This window comes from Quadrisphaera sp. DSM 44207, assembly GCF_900101335.1.
Taxonomy (GTDB): Bacteria; Actinomycetota; Actinomycetes; order Actinomycetales; family Quadrisphaeraceae; genus DSM-44207.
Map to the genome: position 1 here is coordinate 615,571 of NZ_FNKA01000003.1, position 18,365 is coordinate 633,935.

Genomic DNA, 18,365 nt, shown 5'->3' on the forward strand with positions numbered 1-18,365 from the left:
GGGCGGGATCCCCAGGATAGCCGAGCGGCGGGCGTGCCCGGGACGGCGCAGGGCCGGCCCTGCGGCCCGGGCCCGTGGGGCATGCTCGCCGTCGTGACGCGGATCATCTCCGGCACGGCGGGCGGGCGCACCCTGCAGGTGCCCCGCGGCGGGGCCACCCGGCCCACCTCCGACCGGGTGCGCGAGGCCCTGTTCTCGCGCCTGGAGCACGCGGTGGGGCTGCGGGGCGCCCGCGTGCTGGACCTGTACGCGGGCTCCGGCGCCCTGGGCCTGGAGGCGGCCAGCCGCGGCGCGGCCTCCGTCCTCCTCGTCGAGCAGGCGGCGCCCGCCGCGGCCGCCTGTCGGCGCAACGCCGCCGCCCTGGGCCTGTCCGCGGCGTCCGTGCGGGCCTCCTCCGTCGCGGCCGCTCTGGCCGGCGAGCCCGGCGAGCCCTACGACGTCGTCCTCGCCGACCCGCCCTACGACCTGTCCGGGACGGCGCTCGCCGGCGCGCTCGCCCGCCTCGTCGAGGGCGGCTGGCTCGCGCCGGGGGCCGTGGTCGTCGTCGAGCGCAGCTCCCGCAGCCCCGAGCCGGCCTGGCCCGCGGGCCTGCGCCCCACCGGGGACCGCCGCTACGGGGAGACGGTGCTGTGGTGGGCCGAGCACGCCGGGGAGCACGCCGGGGAGGGCGCCGGGGAGGGCGCCGGGGAGGGCGCCGGCGCGCCCGCCCGCGGCTAGGGTCGTCGTCCGTGCGCCGCGCCGTCTGCCCCGGGTCCTTCGATCCGGTCACCCTCGGGCACCTCGACGTCGTCGCCCGCGCCGCGGTGCTGTTCGACGAGGTCGTGGTGGCGGTGCTGCCCAACCCGGCCAAGCGGCCCGCGTTCGAGCTCGCCGAGCGCGTCGCGATGGTCACCGAGGCGCTCGCGGCGCTGCCCGCCCCGACCCGCCCCGCGCCGCAGCGCGTGCGCGTGGAGGCCGTGACCGGCGGGCTGCTCGTCGACTTCTGCCGCCGGGCGGGGGCGCTCGCGGTGGTCAAGGGCGTGCGCACCGCCGCGGACGTCGACCACGAGACGCCCATGGCGCTGATGAACCGCCACCTGTCCGGCCTGGAGACGGTGCTGCTGACCGCCGACCCGCGGTGGGCGCACGTGTCCTCCAGCCTCGTCAAGGAGGTCGCCGGCCACGGCGGGGACGTCTCCGGGCTCGTGCCGGACGCCGTCCTCGCCCGCCTGCAGGCCCTGCGGGCGGCACCCCCCGCGCCCTCGAGCGCGTCCTCGAGCGCGTCCTCGACCCGACCGGCGACCGGCTAGACTGGGAAGTCGGTCTCGTCGCGCTCGCGCCGGGGCCGAGGTCGTGCAGGGCCCCGGCGGGGCCGCGCGCGGCCCCGCACCGCGACGTGAGGAACCATGAAGCACCTCGACCTGCGCTCCCCGCTCGTCCTCGACACCCACGACCTGGGCCGTCGTGCGGGAGCCTCGCAGCGGCTCACGCGCACGGTGCCGGCGCCGGCCGACCTCGGCACCGAGGTGGTCCGCGTCCCCGAGGGCTCCGACCTCCAGCTCGACCTGCTGCTGGAGTCGGTGGTCGAGGGGGTCCTCGTCTCCGGCGCGGTGCGAGGGCGGACGGCCGGGGAGTGCGTGCGGTGCCTCGACGACGTCCAGCGCGAGCTGGACGTGCGGCTGCAGGAGCTGTTCGCCTACCCCGGCAAGTCCTCCACGGAGGACGAGGACACCCACGAGCTGCAGGGCGACCACATCGACCTGGAGCCCGTGCTGCGGGACGCCGTGGTGCCGGCACTGCCGTTCCAACCCGTGTGCCGGGCGGACTGCCCCGGCCTGTGCTCCGAGTGCGGAGCGCGGCTGGAGGAGGACCCCGGCCACGCGCACGAGAGCGTCGACCCCCGGTGGGCGGCGCTGACGACCCTGACGACCGAGCAGACCCAGCGGCCGGAGGACCGGCCCGCGGACGACGAGGAGTGACCCGTGGCGGTCCCCAAGCGGAAGATGTCCCGCTCCAACACGCGGCACCGCCGCTCGCAGTGGAAGGCGCAGGAGCAGACCCTGACCACCGCGGTCGAGAACGGCGCCACCACCTACGCCCGGCCGCACCAGGCGCGCGTGGTGACCGGCTCCGACGGCACGCCGCTGTACCTCGAGTACAAGGGCCGCAAGGTCAAGGACCTCTGAGCCCTCCGCGGCACCGGCCGCAGCCGCAGCGCGGCGCGCCCTCCCGCGAGGAGGCGCTCGCCGCGCTGCGCGCGCGCCTGGCCATCGACGTCGACCCCGAGCTGCTCGAGCAGGCGCTCGTGCACCGCTCGTGGGCGTACGAGAACGGCGGCGCGCCCACCAACGAGCGCCTGGAGTTCCTCGGTGACGCCGTTCTGGGCCTCGTCGTCACGGAGGCCCTCTTCCGGCGCCACCCCGACCTGCCCGAGGGCCGCCTGGCCAAGCTGCGCGCCGCCGTGGTGAACATGCGCGCCCTCGCCGGCGTCGCCCGCGGCCTCGACCTGGGCTCCTGCGTGCGGCTGGGCCGCGGAGAGGAGGCCACCGCCGGGCGGGAGAAGGACTCCATCCTCGCCGACACCACCGAGGCCCTCATCGGCGCCGCGTACCTGTCGGCCGGCGTGGAGGCCGCCCGGGAGCTGGTGCTGCGCCTCGTCGGCCCCCAGCTGGAGGCCTCCGCCGACCTCGGCGCCGGCCTGGACTGGAAGACGAGCCTGCAGGAGCTCGGCGCCGAGCGCGGCCTGGGCGCCGTCGAGTACGTCGTCTCGGCGCAGGGGCCCGACCACGCCAAGACCTTCACGGCGGTGGCGCGCTTCGCAGGCTCCGGCGCCGGTGCGCCCACCGGCACCGGCGGCGGGCGCTCGAAGAAGGAGGCCGAGCAGGCCGCCGCCGCCGACGCCTGGCGTGCGCTGGCGGGCGCCGGCGGGGCGTGAGCGGTGCCTGAGCTGCCCGAGGTGGAGGTCGTGCGCCGCGGCCTGGCCCGCTGGGTGACCGGACGGCGCGTGGCCGACGTCGCGGTGCACCACCCGCGGCCCGTGCGGCGCCACCTGGCCGGCCCCGAGGACCTCGCCGCCCGCCTCGCGGGCACGACCGTGACGGACGTCGTGCGGCGCGGGAAGTTCCTGTGGGCCGAGCTGGACTCCGGGGAGGCGCTGCTGGCCCACCTCGGCATGAGCGGCCAGCTGCTGCTGCAGCCCGCCGACGCCCCCGACGAGCGGCACCTGCGGGTGCGGGTGCGCTTCGACGACGCGCCCCGAGGCGGGCGCGAGCTGCGCTTCGTCGACCAGCGCATGTTCGGGGGCCTCGCCGTGGTGGCCCTGCACCCGACGCCCGACGGCGGCCCGGGCGGCGTCGGCGGCGCGCTCGACGAGGCCGGCACCGGGGGGCCGTCCGCGCCGCTGCTGCCCGCCGGGGTCGGCCACATCGCCCGCGACCCCCTCGACCCGCACCTGCGCGTCCCGGCGCTGGTGGAGCGCTTCCGCGCCCGGCGCACCGGCGTCAAGCGGGCGCTGCTCGACCAGACCCTCGTCTCCGGGATCGGCAACATCTACGCCGACGAGGCGCTGTGGCGCTCGCGGCTGCACGGCGAGCGGCCGGCGTCGGGGCTGACCCGCCCGGCGGTGCGCCGACTGCTGGACGACGTGCGCGCGGTGATGACCGACGCGCTGGGTGCCGGCGGCACGAGCTTCGACAGCCTCTACGTCGACGTCAACGGCTCCAGCGGGTACTTCGAGCGGGGCCTGGCCGTCTACGGGCGCGAGGGGCGCCCCTGCCCGCGGTGCGGGACGCCGGTGCGCCGGGCGGCCTTCATGAACCGCTCCTCGCACTGGTGCCCGGCGTGCCAGCCGGCCTCGCGCCCGCGCCCGGCCCCCGCCGTCCTGGGAGGCGCCGGATGACCGGGGGAGGCCCCGAGCGGCTGCTCGCCACGGTCTCCGGGCGGGTGCAGGGCGTCGGGTTCCGGTTCTGGACGGCGCGACGGGCCCGGGAGCTGGGCCTGACCGGCTGGGCGGCGAACCTGCCCGACGGGCGGGTGGAGGTCGTCGCCCAGGGCCCGCGCGAGCGCCTCGAGGAGCTGCTCGCCGCGCTGCGCGAGGGCACCGGCGGTCGGCCCGGGCGCGTCGACGGCGTCGAGGTCGCCCGGGGCGCGCCCGACCCGGACGCCGAGGCCGGCTTCGCCACCCGCTGAGCGCACCTGCGGCTAGTCTGCCCGCGGTGCACCTCAAGACCCTGACGCTGCGGGGCTTCAAGTCGTTCGCCTCGGCGACGACCCTGCAGCTGGAGCCGGGGATCACGTGCGTGGTGGGCCCCAACGGCTCGGGCAAGTCCAACGTCGTGGACGCCCTGGCGTGGGTGATGGGGGAGCAGGGCGCCAAGACGCTGCGCGGCGGCACGATGGAGGACGTCGTCTTCGCCGGCACCACCGGCCCCGGCGGGCGCCCTCCGCTGGGCCGCGCCGAGGTGGCCCTGACCATCGACAACAGCGACGGTGCCCTGCCGATCGGCTACGCCGAGGTGACGATCAGCCGCACGATGTTCCGCACCGGCGGCTCCGAGTACGCCATCAACGGCACCCCGGCGCGCCTGCTCGACGTCCAGGAGCTGCTCTCGGACTCCGGCATCGGCCGGGAGATGCACGTCATCGTCGGCCAGGGCCAGCTGGACGCCGTCCTGCGCGCCACCCCCGAGGAGCGCCGCGGCTTCGTGGAGGAGGCCGCCGGCGTCCTCAAGCACCGCCGGCGCAAGGAGAAGGCGCTGCGCAAGCTCGACGCGATGCAGGCCAACCTCCTGCGCCTGACCGACCTCGCCGCCGAGGTGCGCCGCCAGCTCGGTCCCCTGGCCCGCCAGGCCGACGTCGCGCGGCGGGCCCAGACGGTGCAGGCGCAGGTGCGCGACGCCCGGGCGCGCCTGCTCGCCGACGACCTCGTGCAGGCGGAGGCGGAGCTGGCGGCCGACCTCGCCGACGAGGCCGCGCACCGCGCGCGGCGCGCGGCCGTGGAGTCCTCGCTGCGGGACGCCCGCGCCGCGCTGGCCGCCGCCGAGCTGGCCGCCGAGGCCGCCGCGCCGCGCCTGTCCGCCGCCTCCGACGCCTCGTACGTCCTGCAGGCGCTGCGCGAGCGGCTGCGGGGCACGGCCGCGCTCGCCGGGGAGCGCGAGCGCGGCCTCGGCCCGCTCGCCGGTGCCGCCGTGCGCGGCCCCGACGGCCGCGACCCCGACGAGCTGCTCGCCTCCGCCGCCCGGCTGCGCGAGCAGGAGAAGGCGCTGGCCGCGCAGGTCGCCCGCGCCGGCTCGGCCCTGGAGGCCGCCGCGACGGCACGCGCGGGCGCGGAGGCCGCCCTCGCCGCCCAGGAGCGGCGCACCGCCGACCGCCACCGCGCGCTCGCGGACCGGCGCGAGCGGCTCGCCCGCCTCACCGGCCAGGTCGCCGCGCGGCGCAGCCGGGTGGAGACCACGCAGGCCGAGCAGGAGCGCCTGGCGCACTCCCTGGCGGCCGCGCAGGAGCGCGTCGCGGCCGCCCAGGACGCTGCCGACGCGCTGGGCCCCGCGGAGGCGGCGGCGCCCGAGCGGGCGCGAGACGCCGCCGAGCACGAGGACGCCGCGCAGGCGCTGTCGACCGCGGAGGCGCAGCTGGCGCGCTGGCGCGACGACGAGCGCGCCGCCGAGCGCGACCGCGCCGGCGCCGCCGCCCGCAGGGAGGCGCTCGAGCTCGGCCTGCGCGAGCGCCGGGACGGCGCCGGCGCGCTGCTCGCCTCCGGCGGGCGCCTGCCCGGGGTGCTGGGCTCGCTCGCCGCGCTGCTCGACGTCGAGGCGGGCGCCGAGGACGTCGTGGCCGCCGCGCTGGGCGACGCCGCGGACGCCGTGGTGGTGGAGTCCCTCAACGCCGCGGTCGACGCCCTGCGGCTGCTGCGCGACGCCGACGCCGGGCGCGCCGACCTGCTCGTCGCCGGCGTCCCCGGCGCGCCGGCCGGCGACCCGCCGTCCGGCGACCCGGCCGGGGAGCCGGACGGCGGGTCGCCGGAGCCGCCGGACCTGCCGCCCGGCGCCCGGGCCGTGGCCGCGCTGCTCGCCGCGCCGCCGCACCTGGCCCCGGTGGTGCGGCGCCTGCTCGGCGCGCACGTGGCCGTGCCGGGCCTGGCCGAGGCCCGCGCCCTGCTCGCGCGGCGGCCCGACCTCGTCGCGGTCACCGAGGCGGGCGACGTCCTGCGCTCCGACGCCGCCCGCGGCGGCGCGGGCGGCGGGGCTCCCAGCCTGCTGCACGTGCAGGCGGCGGTCGACGAGGCGGGCGCGGCGCTCGCCGAGGCCCTCGAGCGCAGCCGGGACGCGCGCGCGGGCCTGGCCGGCGCCACCGCCGCCCGCGAGGCCGCGCGCGAGCGCCGCGACGCCGCCCTCGCCCGCCTGCAGGCCGCCGACGCCGAGGCCGCCGCCCGCGCCCGCCGCCTCGGGGAGAGCAGCGGCGCGCTGCGCTCGGCGCGCGAGGAGGCGCTGCGCCTGGCGGCCGCCTGCGAGCGGGCCGGCCGCGCCCTCGCCGAGGAGCGGTCGCGCCTGGACGAGGCCGCCGCGCGCCTGGCCGAGGCGCAGGCGCAGCCCGACCCCGGCGCCGCGGGCGGGGACGAGCCGGAGGTCCCCGCGCCCGAGCCGGCCGCCGCCGCCTCCGCCGCGCGCGCCGCCGAGGTCGAGGCGCGCCTGGCGCTGCGCACCGGCGAGGAGCGGCTGCGGGCGATGGCCGGGCGCGCCGAGGCCCTGGAGCGCACCGCGCGCGCCGAGCGGGAGGCCCGCGAGCGCGCCGCCGCGCAGGCCGCCCGCCGCCGCGAGCAGCTGGCCGTGGCCACCGCCGTGCGGGTGGGCGCGGAGGCCGCCCTCGTCGTCCTCGAGCGCTCCCTGGCCGCCGCGGCGGCCCGCCGGGACGCCGCCGAGCGCGAGCGGGCGCTGCGCGCTCACGAGGTCGCCGCCGGGCGCGCCGAGGTCGACCGGCTCGCCGCGGCGCTCGCGGAGCTGACCGACTCCGTGCACCGCGACGAGGTCGCCCGCGCCGAGCAGCGGCTGCGTGTGGAGGCGCTGCGCGCCCGCGCGCTCGACGAGCTGGCCCTCGACCCGCGCGTCCTCGTCGAGGACTTCGGGCCCACCCGGGACGTGCCCGTGGGAGGCGGCGCGGACGGCGGCGCGGACGGCGGTGCGGACGGCGAGGCGGCCGCCGTCCCGTACGTGCGCGCCGAGCAGGAGCAGCGCCTGCGCCGCGCCGAGCGCGACCTGGCCCGGCTCGGGCGGGTCAACCCCCTGGCGCTGGAGGAGTACGCCGCCCTCGAGGAGCGCTCGGCGTTCCTCACCCGGCAGCTGGAGGACCTGCGCACCACCCGCGCCGACCTGCTCGACATCGTGCGCCAGGTCGACGAGCGCGTGGAGCAGGTCTTCGCCGAGGCGTTCGCGGACACCGCCGCGGCCTTCGAGCAGGTCTTCGCCCGCCTGTTCCCCGGCGGGCAGGGGCGCCTGGTGCTCACCGACCCGCAGGACCTGCTGGGCACGGGCGTGGAGGTCGAGGCCCGACCGGCCGGCAAGCGCGTGAAGCGGCTGAGCCTGCTCTCCGGCGGCGAGCGCTCCCTGACCGCCGTCGCGCTCCTGATCGCCCTGTTCAAGGCCCGCCCGAGCCCCTTCTACGTCCTCGACGAGGTCGAGGCGGCCCTCGACGACACGAACCTGCGCCGCCTGCTCGGCGTCCTGGAGGAGCTGCGCGGGAGCAGCCAGCTGATCGTCATCACGCACCAGGAGCGCACGATGGAGATCGCCGACGCCCTCTACGGCGTGACCATGCGCGGGGACGGCGTCACGGCCGTGGTCAGCCAGCGCCTGCGCGAGCCCACCGCCTGACGCGACCTGTCCGGTTCCGCCCTCGCGGGGGCGCCGCGTCTGGTCGACTGGCGCCATGGCCGACCGCGCGCTGCTGGAGACGTCCGCCGACCCCGCCCGCCGAGGGCGCCCGCGCAACGGCGCGGCGACCGCGGCCCTGGTGCTCGGCCTGCTGGCCGTGCCGCTGTCGGTGCTCGCCGGCGTCCCCGCCGTCCTCGCGGGCCTGGTCGGCCTGGTGCGCTCGCGCTCGCGCGGCACGGGGGGCGGGCGCGCCGCCACCGGCCTGCTCCTCGGCCTCGCCTCGGTCGCCGTGCTCGTGCTCGCCGTCAGCCAGCTGGCGCCCCTGTGGTCCACCGCGCAGGCGGTGCGCGCCGCCCGCTCCGGGCAGCTGCCCGCCGCCGACCGCGCCCACGTCGAGGCCGGCCTGACCGAGGCCGCGCACGTGCTGGAGCAGGTCGGGGTCGACCCGTCCTCCGTGGACTGCGCCACGCCGTCGCCGCAGGGCGCGAGCGTCGTCGTCGACTGCACCGGCACGGGGGCGTCCGGGCGGGCCGCCGGGCTCAGCGCCTCCTGCCCCGCCACGGCCCTCGTCGCCGGAGGGGGCACGTGCGCGCTGACCGTCGACGGCGTGCGCCACGAGGTGGCCGTGGAGCTGCGCGACGGCGTCCCGGTGGCGCAGCTGCTCTGACGCCGCGGCGGGAGGGGTCCCGCCGCTTCTGCGAGGATCGGGGCCGTGGAGCTCCTCGACCCGGTCGTCGGTTACGTCGCCCTGCTCGCCATCGGCGCGATCGGCACGGTCACGGGCCTGCTCAGCCGCGGGCGCCTGGGCCGGTCCGCCCCGCGCACCCCGCCGCCGGCGCCGCCGACGACGCGCGCCCCCGGCCACCTGCCGGGCGTGGGGGACGACGCCGAGGACCCGCGCGACACCCCCACCCGCACGGTGGCGACCCTGCCGGCGCCGGACGCGCTGGCCGAGCCGCCCGTGGAGGTGGCGCCCGCCCGCACCGTGGAGGTGCCGGCGCCCGCCACCGGCCGGCTGGTGCGGCTGCGCGACCGGCTCTCGCGCTCCAACACCGCCCTCGGCCGCAACCTGTTCCAGCTGCTCTCGCGCGACACCGTCGACGAGGGCACGTGGGAGGAGGTCGAGGACACCCTGATCATGGCCGACCTGGGCGTCGGGCCGGCCACCGAGATCGTCGAGCGCCTGCGCACCCGCGTGGCGGTGCTCGGCGAGCGCAGCCCCGAGCGGGTGCGCGAGCTGCTGCGCGAGGAGCTGCTCACCGCCGTCGACCCGAGCACGGACCGCTCGCTGCGCACCTCCCGCTCAGCGACCCGCCCGGCCGTCGTGCTCGTCGTCGGCGTCAACGGCACCGGCAAGACCACCACCGTCGGCAAGCTGGCCCGGGTGCTCGTCGCCGAGCAGCGCGACGTCGTCCTCGCCGCCGCGGACACCTTCCGCGCCGCCGCCGCCGACCAGCTGGCCACCTGGGGCGAGCGCGTCGGCGTGCCCACGGTGCGCTCCGACCGCGACGGCGCCGACCCCGCCTCGGTCGCCTTCGACGCCGTGCGCGCCGGCACCGAGCTGGAGGCCGACGTCGTCCTCGTCGACACCGCCGGGCGCCTGCAGAACAAGGCCGGCCTCATGGACGAGCTCGGCAAGATCAAGCGCGTGCTCGAGCGCAGCGGGCCCGTCGACGAGGTGCTGCTCGTCCTCGACGCCACCACGGGCCAGAACGGGCTGCGCCAGGCCGCCGTCTTCGCCGAGGTGGTGCAGGTGACCGGCATCGTGCTGACCAAGCTCGACGGCACCGCCAAGGGCGGCATCGTCGTCGCGGTGCAGCGGGAGCTGGGCGTGCCGGTCAAGCTCGTCGGCCTGGGGGAGGGGCCGGACGACCTGGCGCCCTTCGACCCCGAGGCCTTCGTCGACGCCCTCGTCGGGTGAGCGGTCGGGTGGGCGGGGTGGCGCGACACGCAGGATTCACCGCGGCGGGGTCGCGGACATCCCGCGGTAACACGGCGCGCGGCGTCCGGTAACACGTCGTCGGCACCGTCGGGACGGGTCGCCTCCCGGGCGGCCACCGGCCGCAGGCCGCGTCCCGCAGGAGGAAGCCGATGGACACCGGCGACACCGCCTGGGTCCTCGCCAGCGCCGCCCTGGTGCTGCTGATGACCCCCGGCCTCGCGCTCTTCTACGGCGGCATGGTCCGCGCGAAGAGCGTCCTCAACATGATGATGATGAGCTTCGGCGCGATGGCCGTGGTCGGGGTCCTGTGGGTCCTGTACGGCTACTCGACGGCGTTCGGGAACGACGTCGGCGCCGGGCTGCTGGGCGACCCGTTCGAGTTCTTCGGGCTGCGCGGCCTGATGGGCACCGAGGGCCTCGAGGGCGGCTTCGCGGCCACGAGCCTCGTCTTCACGATCCCCTCGATGGCCTTCGTCGCCTTCCAGGCCGCGTTCGCGATCCTCACGGTCGCTCTGATCTCCGGGGCCGTCGCCGACCGGGCCCGCTTCGGCGCCTGGATGGTCTTCGCCGGGATCTGGGCGACCCTGGTCTACTTCCCGGTCGCCCACTGGGTCTTCGCCTTCGACGGCGCCGAGTCCGAGGTCGGCGGCTGGATCGCCAACCGCCTGGCCGCGGTCGACTTCGCCGGCGGCACGGCCGTGCACGTCAACGCCGGCGCCGCCGGCCTGGCCCTCGCGATCGTGCTCGGCAGGCGCCGCGGGTTCGGCCGCGAGCCGATGCGCCCGCACAACCTGCCGCTGGTCATGCTCGGCGCGGGCCTGCTGTGGTTCGGCTGGTTCGGCTTCAACGCCGGCTCGGCCCTGAGCGCCAACGGCCAGGCCGCGGAGGTCTTCGTCAACACCGTCGCCGCCACCTCCGCCGCCGTCCTCGGCTGGCTGCTCCTGGAGCGCCTGCGCGACGGGCACGCCACCTCCCTCGGCGGCGCCTCCGGCGCGGTCGCCGGCCTGGTCGCCATCACGCCGGCCTGCTCCGCGCTCTCCCCGGTCGGCTCGATCGTCCTGGGCCTCGTCGCGGGTGCGCTGTGCGCCCTCGCGGTGGGCCTGAAGTACCGCCTGGGCTACGACGACTCCCTCGACGTCGTCGGCGTCCACCTGGTCGGCGGCCTCGTCGGCACCGTCGCCGTCGGCCTCCTCGGCACCTCCGCCGCCACCGCCGGCGTCGACGGGCTGCTCTACGGCGGCGGGGTCGGCCCCCTGGTCGCGCAGGTCGTCGGCGCGGTGTCCGTCCTCGCCTACTCCTTCGTCCTGACCCTGGTCATCGGGCTCGCGCTGCAGCGGACGATCGGCTTCCGGATCTCCGACGAGGAGGAGGTGGCCGGCATCGACCAGGTCGCCCACGCCGAGTCCGGGTACGACTTCGTCACCCTCGGCGGCGGCGGGGCCTTCCGGCCCTCGGCCGGCACCGCGGGCAGCACCCCGCACGACGCCCGCCACCACGAGGAGCTGAGGGCATGAAGCTCGTCACCGCCGTCATCAAGCCGCACAAGCTCGACGACGTGAAGTCCGCCCTGGAGGCGTACGGCGTGCAGGGCATGACCGTCTCGGAGGCCAGCGGCTACGGCCGCCAGCGCGGCCACACCGAGGTCTACCGGGGCGCGGAGTACACCGTCGACATGGTCCCGAAGGTGCGCCTGGAGGTGCTCGTCGACGACCTGGACGCCCCCGGCGTGATCGAGGTCGTCGTCAAGAGCGCCGCCACGGGCCGGATCGGGGACGGGAAGGTGTGGACGACGCCCGTCGAGGACGTCGTCCGGGTGCGCACCGGGGAGCGCGGCACCGACGCCCTGTGAGCACCAGCGGCGCACCACGGGGGAGGGCCGCGTGAGCGCAGGGCGGGCCGCTCGCGCGGACGCGGTCCCGCGGCGGGACCTGCGGCGCGAGCGGCTCGCCCTCGCCGTGCGCGCCGGCCTGGACGACGCCGGCGCCGGCGCGGTGCGGCGCGAGCGCCTGGCCGGGCTCGTCGACGCCTGGCTGGACGACGTGTGGACGGACGCGCTGCTGTCCGACCCCGACGGCCCCGTGCCGGAGCTGACCGGCGTCGCCCTCGCGGCCGTCGGCGGCCACGCGCGGCGCGACGCCGGGCCCGCCAGCGACCTCGACCTCGTGCTCCTGCACGACGGGCGCAGCCTCGCCGACGAGCAGGTCGCGGCCCTCGCCGACCGCGTCTGGTACCCGGTGTGGGACGCGAGGCTGCGCCTGGACCACGCGGTGCGCTCGGTGGCCCAGTGCCGCGCCGTGGCCGCCGAGGACGTCTCCGCCGCCGTCGGCCTGCTCGACCTGCGCCCCGTCGCCGGCGACGCCGCCCTGGTGCTGCGCACCCGCGAGGTGCTGCGCGAGGACTGGCGGCGCGCGGCGCGCCGGCGCGTGCCCGAGCTGCTCGAGGAGGTCGCCGACCGCCACCGGGTGCAGGGGGAGCTGGCCTACCTGCTCGAGGGCGACCTGAAGGAGGCCCGCGGCGGGCTGCGCGACGTCGTCGTGCTGCGCGCGCTCGTGGCCAGCTGGGCCGCCGACGTCCCGCACGCGGCGCTGACCACCGCGTCGGTGCGCCTGCTCGACGTGCGCGACGGCCTGCAGGCGGTCACCGGCCGGCACCTGGACCGGCTGCTGCTCGACGAGCAGGACGCCGTGGCCGCCGCCCTCGGGCTGCACGACGCCGACGCGCTGCTGGCGCAGGTGGCCGGCGCGGCCCGCGCGATCGCCCACGCGCTCGACCGCACCGCCCGCCGCGCCCGGGGGGCCCTGACCTCCCCCCGCGGCCTGCGCCGCGCCCGGCCGAGGCTGCGGCCCCTGGGCCCCGACCTCGTCGAGCACGAGGGGGAGCTGTGGCTCGGCGCCTCGGCGCGCCCGTCGGCCGACCCCGCGCTCGCGGTGCGGGCCGCGGCCACCGCCGCGCGCGCCGGCCTGCCCCTCTCCCCGGTCACCGCGGAGCACCTGGCCACCGGCGGCGCCGCGCTGGCGTCCCCGTGGCCGGTCGCCGCCCGCGACGCCCTGCTCGACCTCCTGGGCTCGGGGGAGGCGCAGGTGCCGGTGTGGGAGACCCTCGACCAGGCCGGCCTGGTGACCGCGTGGCTGCCCGAGTGGTCGGCCGTGCGCAACCGCCCCCAGCGCACCGTGGTGCACCGGCACACCGTCGACCGGCACCTGGTGCAGACCGCCGTCGAGGCCGCGCCCCTGCTCTCCTCGGTGGCGCGCCCGGACCTGCTGCTGCTCGCCGCGCTGCTGCACGACCTCGGCAAGGTCGCCGGAACCTCCGACCACGCCGCCACGGGCGCGCCGCTGGCCAGGCGCGCCGCCGAGCGCGTCGGCCTGGGCGCCGCGGACGCCGCCGTCGTGCAGCGCCTGGTGCGCGAGCACCTGACCCTCGTCGACCTCGCGACCCGGCGCGACCCCGACGACCCCGGCACCGTCGAGGCGCTCGTGGCCGCCGTCGACGGGCGCGAGGACGTGCTCGACCTGCTGCGGGCGCTGACCGAGGCCGACGCCCGCGCGGCCGGCCCGGCGGCGTGGACGGCGTGGCGCGAGCGCCTGGTCGACGACCTGACCGCGCGGGCGCGCCGCGTGCTGTGCGGCGAGGCGCCACCCGGCCCCGCGCCCCTGAGCCGGAGCGAGGCGGCCGCCGTGGCCGCCGTGCGCGCCGACGGCCAGCCGCGCGTGGGCGTGGCCGCCGTCGCGGGCCTGCACGCCGTCGGGGTGGTGGCCCCCGACCGGCCCGGCCTGTTCGCCGACCTGGCCGGGCTGCTGGCCAGCCACCGGCTCAGCGTGCGCTCGGCGCTCGTGCGCACCGTCGGCGGGCCGCACTCGCCCGAGCCGGACGAGCCCGCCACCGCCGTCGACACCTGGTGGGTCGAGGCCCCCGGCGGCCCTCCGGACCCGGCGGTGCTGCTCACGGGCCTGCGCCGCCTCGCCGACGGCGACGCGGCCGTGCTGGAACCCATGCGGCGGCGCGACGCCGGCTGGCGCCCGGACCGCGCCGCCGTCGCCCAGCGCGCCACCGCGCCGCCGCGGGTGCTGCTCGTGCCCGGCGCCTCGGGGGAGGAGGCGAGCGTCGTCGAGGTGCGCGCCCTGGACCGCCCGGGCCTGCTGCACGCCCTCGGCCGGGAGCTGGCCGGCATCGGCGTGGAGATCCACAGCGCGCACGTGGCGACCTACGGCGGCCAGGCCGTCGACGTCCTGTACCTCAGCGACCCCGGCGGCGCGCCCCTGGCGCCGGCGCGGGTGGGCGAGGCGGTCTCGGTGCTCGCCCGGGCGGCCGAGGTCGACGAGCGCTCCTGACCCGGCCGCTCCCGGAGGGCCCGTCGCGGCCGGTGTCCAGGCCGCGGTCGGGGGCGGGCGGTAGCCTGGACGGGCTGCTCGACACCGCCGGACACCGAGATCTGAGGTCCCCCCGCCGTGTTCACCTCCCTCTCCGACCGCCTCACGGCCACCTTCCGCAACCTGCGCGGCAAGGGCCGCCTGTCCGAGGCGGACGTCGACGCCACCGTCCGCGAGATCCGCCGGGCGCTGCTCGACGCCGACGTCGCCCTGCCGGTGGTGCGCGCGTTCACGGCCAGCGTGCGCGAGCGGGCGCTGTCGGCAGAGGTCTCCGGGGCCCTGAACCCCGCGCAGCAGGTCGTCAAGATCGTCAACGAGGAGCTCGTCGCCGTCCTGGGCGGGCAGACCCGGCGGCTGCGCTTCGCCAAGACGCCGCCGACCGTGATCATGCTCGCGGGCCTGCAGGGCGCCGGCAAGACCACCCTGGCCGGCAAGCTCGGCCGCTACCTGCGCGAGCACGGGCACGTCCCGCTGCTCGTGGCGGCCGACCTGCAGCGGCCCAACGCCGTCACGCAGCTGCAGGTGGTCGGCGAGCGCGCCGGGGTCGCCGTCTTCGCCCCCGAGCCCGGCAACGGCGTCGGCGACCCGGTCGACGTCGCCCGCCGCGGCGTGGAGCAGGCCCGGGCGCGCCAGCACGACGTCGTCGTCGTCGACACCGCCGGCCGCCTCGGCGTGGACGCCGAGATGATGCAGCAGGCCGCCGACATCCGCGCCGCCACCGCCCCCGACGAGGTGCTCTTCGTCGTCGACGCGATGATCGGCCAGGACGCCCTGGCCACCGCGCAGGCCTTCCAGGAGGGCGTCGACCTCACCGGCGTCGTCCTGACCAAGCTCGACGGCGACGCGCGCGGCGGCGCCGCCCTCTCGGTCGCCACCGTGACGGGGCGCCCGGTGCTGTTCGCCTCCACCGGGGAGGGGCTGGCGGACTTCGAGGTCTTCCACCCCGACCGGATGGCCTCGCGCATCCTCGACATGGGCGACGTGCTCAGCCTCATCGAGCAGGCCGAGCGCGCCTTCGACGCCGAGCAGGCGAACGACCTCGCCACCCGCTTCGCCGAGGGCGAGGACTTCACGCTCGAGGACTTCCTCACCCAGATGCAGGCCCTGAAGAAGATGGGCTCGCTGAAGAAGGTGCTGGGGATGCTGCCCGGCATGGGCGAGGTGCGCGAGCAGCTGGAGGGCTTCGACGAGGCGCAGCTGGGGCGCATCGAGGCGATCGTGCGCTCGATGACCCCCCTGGAGCGCCGCAGCCCCAAGGTGCTCAACGGCTCGCGCCGCCTGCGCATCGCCCGCGGCTCCGGCACCACCGTCACCGACGTCAACCAGCTGCTGGAGCGCTTCGGCGAGGCGCAGAAGGTGATGCGCTCCATGCGCGCCGGCGGGGGCCTGCCGGGCATGGGCGGGCGGCCCGGCGCCGGCGGGCTGTCCGGCGGGGGCAAGAAGTCGCGCGGGCGCACCGCGCCGCCGGTGAAGGCGCGCAAGGCGAAGTCGGGCAACCCCGCCAAGCGCGCGGAGCAGGAGCGCGCCTCGCTGGAGAGGGCCGCGACCAGCCGCGCGCTGCCGGGCAGCGCCTTCGGCGCCGGCGCGGACGGCGCGCCCGGCGCGCTCCCCGGCGCGGAGGACCTGCAGCTGCCCCCGGGCTTCGAGAAGTTCCTCGGGCGCTGAGCCGGTGGGCCCCCCCGCCGACGGCCCTCCGGCCCCGGCCCGCTCCGGCCCTCCGGTGCTGCACGTGCGCGGGCGCGTCCTCGCGGACGCCCCCGACGCCGCCGCCGGGCACGTGGAGGTCCGCGACGAGCTGTGGGTCGTCGACGGGCGCGTCACGTGGACGCGCCCGGCGCGCCTGCGCGCGGACGCCGTCGAGGTGAGCGGCTGGGTGCTGCCCGGCCTCGTCGACGCCCACTGCCACGTCGGCCTCGGCCCGGACGGCGCCGTGGACCGCGACACCGCGCGCGCCCAGGCGCAGGCCGACCGCGACGCCGGCGCGCTGCTGCTGCGCGACGCCGGCTCCCCGGTCGACACCCGCTGGGTCGACGCCGAGGAGGACCTGCCCCGCGTGGTGCGGGCCGGGCGGCACGTCGCGCGCACCCGTCGCTACCTGCGCGGCGTCGCGCACGAGGTCGAGCCCGACCAGCTGCCCGACGCCGTGCGCGCCCAGGCGCGCGCCGGGGACGGGTGGGTCAAGCTCGTCGGCGACTGGATCGACCGCGAGCGCGGCGACCTCGCCCCGTGCTGGCCGCTGGCGCAGCTGCGCGCCGCCGTCGCCGCCGCCCACGAGGAGGGCGCCCGGGTGGCCGTGCACACCTTCTCCGAGGAGGCCCTGCCGGACCTGCTCGCCGCCGGGGTGGACTGCCTCGAGCACGGCACGGGCCTGGACGAGGCGACGGTGGCGACGGCGGCCGCGCGCGGCACCGCCGTGACCCCCACGCTGGTCAACGTCGAGACCTTCCCCGCCATCGCCGCGCAGGGGGAGGCGAAGTTCCCCCGCTACGCGGCGCACATGCGGGCGCTGCACGCGCGCCGGCGCGCGACCGCCGCGATGGCCGCGGAGGCGGGCGTGCGCCTGCTCGTCGGCACCGACGCGGGCACGCGCCTGCCGCACGGGATGGTCGCGGCCGAGGTGGCCGCCCTCGCCGGCGCCGGGGTGGGCCCGCTGCGGGCCCTGGACGCCGCGGCCTGGGGCGCGCGCCGGTACCTGGGCCACCCGGTGCTGGAGGAGGGCGCCCCCGCCGACCTGGTGGTGCTCGATGCCGACCCCCGCGAGGACGTGGCGGCGCTCGCGCACCCGCGGGCCGTCGTCCTGCGCGGCCGGGTGGTCGGGGGGCGGGTGGCGGGTCCGGTACGATGACCGGCTGTACTCGGCGGGTGCGGCCCCTCTCTCCGCGCGCCGCCGGTCCCCGGGCCCGGGAGGGCGTCGCGCCCCACGCGCCCGCCCCGGCCTCCCCCAGACCGAGCAGGAGCTCCGCCCCGTGGCAGTGAAGATCCGTCTGAAGCGACTCGGCAAGATCCGGGCGCCGTACTACCGCATCGTCGTCGCCGACTCGCGCACCAAGCGCGACGGCCGCGCGATCGAGGAGATCGGCAAGTACCACCCGACCGAGGAGCCGTCGCTCATCGAGGTCGACCGCGAGCGCGCCCAGTACTGGCTCGGCGTCGGCGCGCAGCCGACCGAGCAGGTCAAGGCCATCCTCAAGGTCACCGGCGACTGGCAGACCTTCCGGGGCGAGGCCGGCGGCGAGGGCACGCTGCGCACCGCCGCCCCGAAGGCCGCCCCCGTGATCCCGCAGACCCCGGCCGCGCCGGCCGCGCCGGCCGCGTCCGCGCCGGCGGAGCAGCCCGTGGTGCCCGCCGAGGTCGCCGACCCGGGCACCCCGCCGGAGACCGCGGACGAGCCGGCCGAGGGCGGCTCGGTCGGCACCCAGGGCTGAGCGTGCTCGCCGACGCGCTCGACCACCTGGTCCGCGGCATCGTCGACAACCCCGACGACGTGCGGGTGTCCAGCCGCGAGCTGCGCCGCGGCGAGCTGCTGGAGGTCCGGGTGCACCCGGACGACCTGGGCCGGGTGATCGGGCGCTCCGGGCGCACCGCCAAGGCGCTGCGCACCGTGCTCGGCGCGCTGGCGGGCGACCGCGACGTGCGCGTCGACGTCGTGGACGTCGACCGCCCGCGCGGCCGCGCCTGACCCGGCCCGCCCTCGAGGCGCTCCGGTCGTGGAGGTCGTCGTCGCCCGGCTCGGGCGCCCGCACGGGGTCCGGGGCGAGGTGAGCACCGAGGTGCGCACCGACGCCCCGGATCGCCGGTTCCTCCCCGGTGCCGTCTTCGCCACCGACCCGGCGGGCGCGGGCCCGCTGCACCTGGTCGGCGCCCGCGACCACAACGGCGTCCTGCTGCTCGCCTTCGACGGCGTCGCGGACCGCACGGCCGCCGAGGGGCTGCGCGGGGTGCTGCTGCTCGCCGACGTGCCCGAGCAGGAGGAGCCCGACGCCTGGGCCGTCGGCGCCCTGGTGGGCCTGCGCGCCGAGCGCACCGACGGCCGGGACGCCGGCACCGTCGTCGGCGTCGAGCACGGCCCCGCGCAGGACCTGCTGGTGCTGCGCCAGCCCTCCGGCGCCCTCGCCCGCGTCCCCTTCGTGACCGCCCTCGTGCCCGAGGTGGACCTGCCCGGCGGCCGCGTCGTCCTCGACCCGCCGGGCGGCCTGCTCGAGGAGGGCTGAC

At 78.6% G+C, this 18,365-nt stretch carries 17 protein-coding genes and 1 pseudogene; all 18 read left to right on the forward strand.

Features of this window, described 5'->3' with window-relative positions; genetic code table 11:
• The first annotated feature begins 93 nt into the window (after positions 1-93).
• Positions 94-717, forward strand: coding sequence for a 16S rRNA (guanine(966)-N(2))-methyltransferase RsmD (rsmD, locus tag BLS82_RS13250; protein WP_092867060.1), 624 nt, complete (start codon positions 94-96; stop codon positions 715-717).
• 11 nt (positions 718-728) lie between these two features.
• Positions 729-1,289, forward strand: coding sequence for a pantetheine-phosphate adenylyltransferase (gene coaD / locus BLS82_RS13255; RefSeq protein WP_092866669.1), 561 nt, complete (start codon positions 729-731; stop codon positions 1,287-1,289).
• 96 nt (positions 1,290-1,385) lie between these two features.
• Positions 1,386-1,958, forward strand: a complete 573-nt coding sequence (locus tag BLS82_RS13260) for a YceD family protein (RefSeq protein WP_092866671.1) — start codon at positions 1,386-1,388, stop codon at positions 1,956-1,958.
• A 3-nt stretch (positions 1,959-1,961) separates the two neighbouring features.
• Positions 1,962-2,165 (forward strand): 50S ribosomal protein L32, encoded by a 204-nt coding sequence (rpmF, locus tag BLS82_RS16120; RefSeq protein ID WP_092866673.1) that lies wholly within the window; start codon positions 1,962-1,964, stop codon positions 2,163-2,165.
• Positions 2,162-2,911, forward strand: a pseudogene (gene rnc / locus BLS82_RS13270) (ribonuclease III); the annotation flags it as partial. The gene rpmF and the pseudogene rnc, both read left to right, overlap by 4 nt.
• Before the next feature lie 6 nt (positions 2,912-2,917).
• The gene (mutM, locus tag BLS82_RS13275) at positions 2,918-3,877 is read left to right on the forward strand and encodes a bifunctional DNA-formamidopyrimidine glycosylase/DNA-(apurinic or apyrimidinic site) lyase (RefSeq protein ID WP_092866677.1); all 960 of its coding nucleotides are present in this window, start codon (positions 2,918-2,920) and stop codon (positions 3,875-3,877) included.
• On the forward strand, positions 3,874-4,167 hold the full coding sequence (locus tag BLS82_RS13280) for an acylphosphatase (protein ID WP_092866679.1): 294 nt from the start codon (positions 3,874-3,876) through the stop codon (positions 4,165-4,167). The genes mutM and BLS82_RS13280 overlap by 4 nt, the downstream gene beginning before the upstream one ends.
• A 26-nt stretch (positions 4,168-4,193) precedes the next feature.
• On the forward strand, positions 4,194-7,841 hold the full coding sequence (smc, locus tag BLS82_RS13285) for a chromosome segregation protein SMC (protein WP_092866681.1): 3,648 nt from the start codon (positions 4,194-4,196) through the stop codon (positions 7,839-7,841).
• Positions 7,842-7,896: 55 nt separating this feature from the next.
• Positions 7,897-8,508, forward strand: a complete 612-nt coding sequence (locus tag BLS82_RS13290; RefSeq protein WP_092866683.1) for a hypothetical protein — start codon at positions 7,897-7,899, stop codon at positions 8,506-8,508.
• Between the two features lie 45 nt (positions 8,509-8,553).
• Positions 8,554-9,762: a signal recognition particle-docking protein FtsY gene (gene ftsY / locus BLS82_RS13295; RefSeq protein WP_092866685.1), complete on the forward strand. Its 1,209-nt coding sequence runs from the start codon at positions 8,554-8,556 to the stop codon at positions 9,760-9,762.
• A 170-nt stretch (positions 9,763-9,932) separates the two neighbouring features.
• Positions 9,933-11,297: an ammonium transporter gene (locus tag BLS82_RS13300; RefSeq protein WP_092866687.1), complete on the forward strand. Its 1,365-nt coding sequence runs from the start codon at positions 9,933-9,935 to the stop codon at positions 11,295-11,297.
• A complete protein-coding gene (locus BLS82_RS13305; RefSeq protein ID WP_092866689.1) occupies positions 11,294-11,632 on the forward strand; it encodes a P-II family nitrogen regulator in 339 nt (112 codons plus the stop codon). Before BLS82_RS13300 ends, BLS82_RS13305 begins: the two co-directional genes overlap by 4 nt.
• Positions 11,633-11,663: 31 nt before the next feature.
• Positions 11,664-14,114 carry a [protein-PII] uridylyltransferase gene (locus BLS82_RS13310; protein ID WP_255378326.1) on the forward strand — a complete coding sequence of 817 codons (2,451 nt, stop codon included), beginning with the start codon at positions 11,664-11,666 and terminating at the stop codon, positions 14,112-14,114.
• A gap of 117 nt (positions 14,115-14,231) precedes the next feature.
• Positions 14,232-15,818 (forward strand): signal recognition particle protein, encoded by a 1,587-nt coding sequence (ffh, locus tag BLS82_RS13315; protein WP_092866691.1) that lies wholly within the window; start codon positions 14,232-14,234, stop codon positions 15,816-15,818.
• Between the two features lie 4 nt (positions 15,819-15,822).
• On the forward strand, positions 15,823-16,998 hold the full coding sequence (locus BLS82_RS13320) for an amidohydrolase family protein (protein WP_255378327.1): 1,176 nt from the start codon (positions 15,823-15,825) through the stop codon (positions 16,996-16,998).
• A gap of 121 nt (positions 16,999-17,119) precedes the next feature.
• Positions 17,120-17,578 carry a 30S ribosomal protein S16 gene (gene rpsP / locus BLS82_RS13325; protein WP_092866693.1) on the forward strand — a complete coding sequence of 153 codons (459 nt, stop codon included), beginning with the start codon at positions 17,120-17,122 and terminating at the stop codon, positions 17,576-17,578.
• 2 nt (positions 17,579-17,580) lie between these two features.
• The gene (locus BLS82_RS13330; protein ID WP_092866695.1) at positions 17,581-17,832 is read left to right on the forward strand and encodes an RNA-binding protein; all 252 of its coding nucleotides are present in this window, start codon (positions 17,581-17,583) and stop codon (positions 17,830-17,832) included.
• A 28-nt stretch (positions 17,833-17,860) separates the two neighbouring features.
• Positions 17,861-18,364, forward strand: a complete 504-nt coding sequence (gene rimM / locus BLS82_RS13335) for a ribosome maturation factor RimM (protein ID WP_092866697.1) — start codon at positions 17,861-17,863, stop codon at positions 18,362-18,364.
• Position 18,365: the final 1 nt, after the last annotated feature.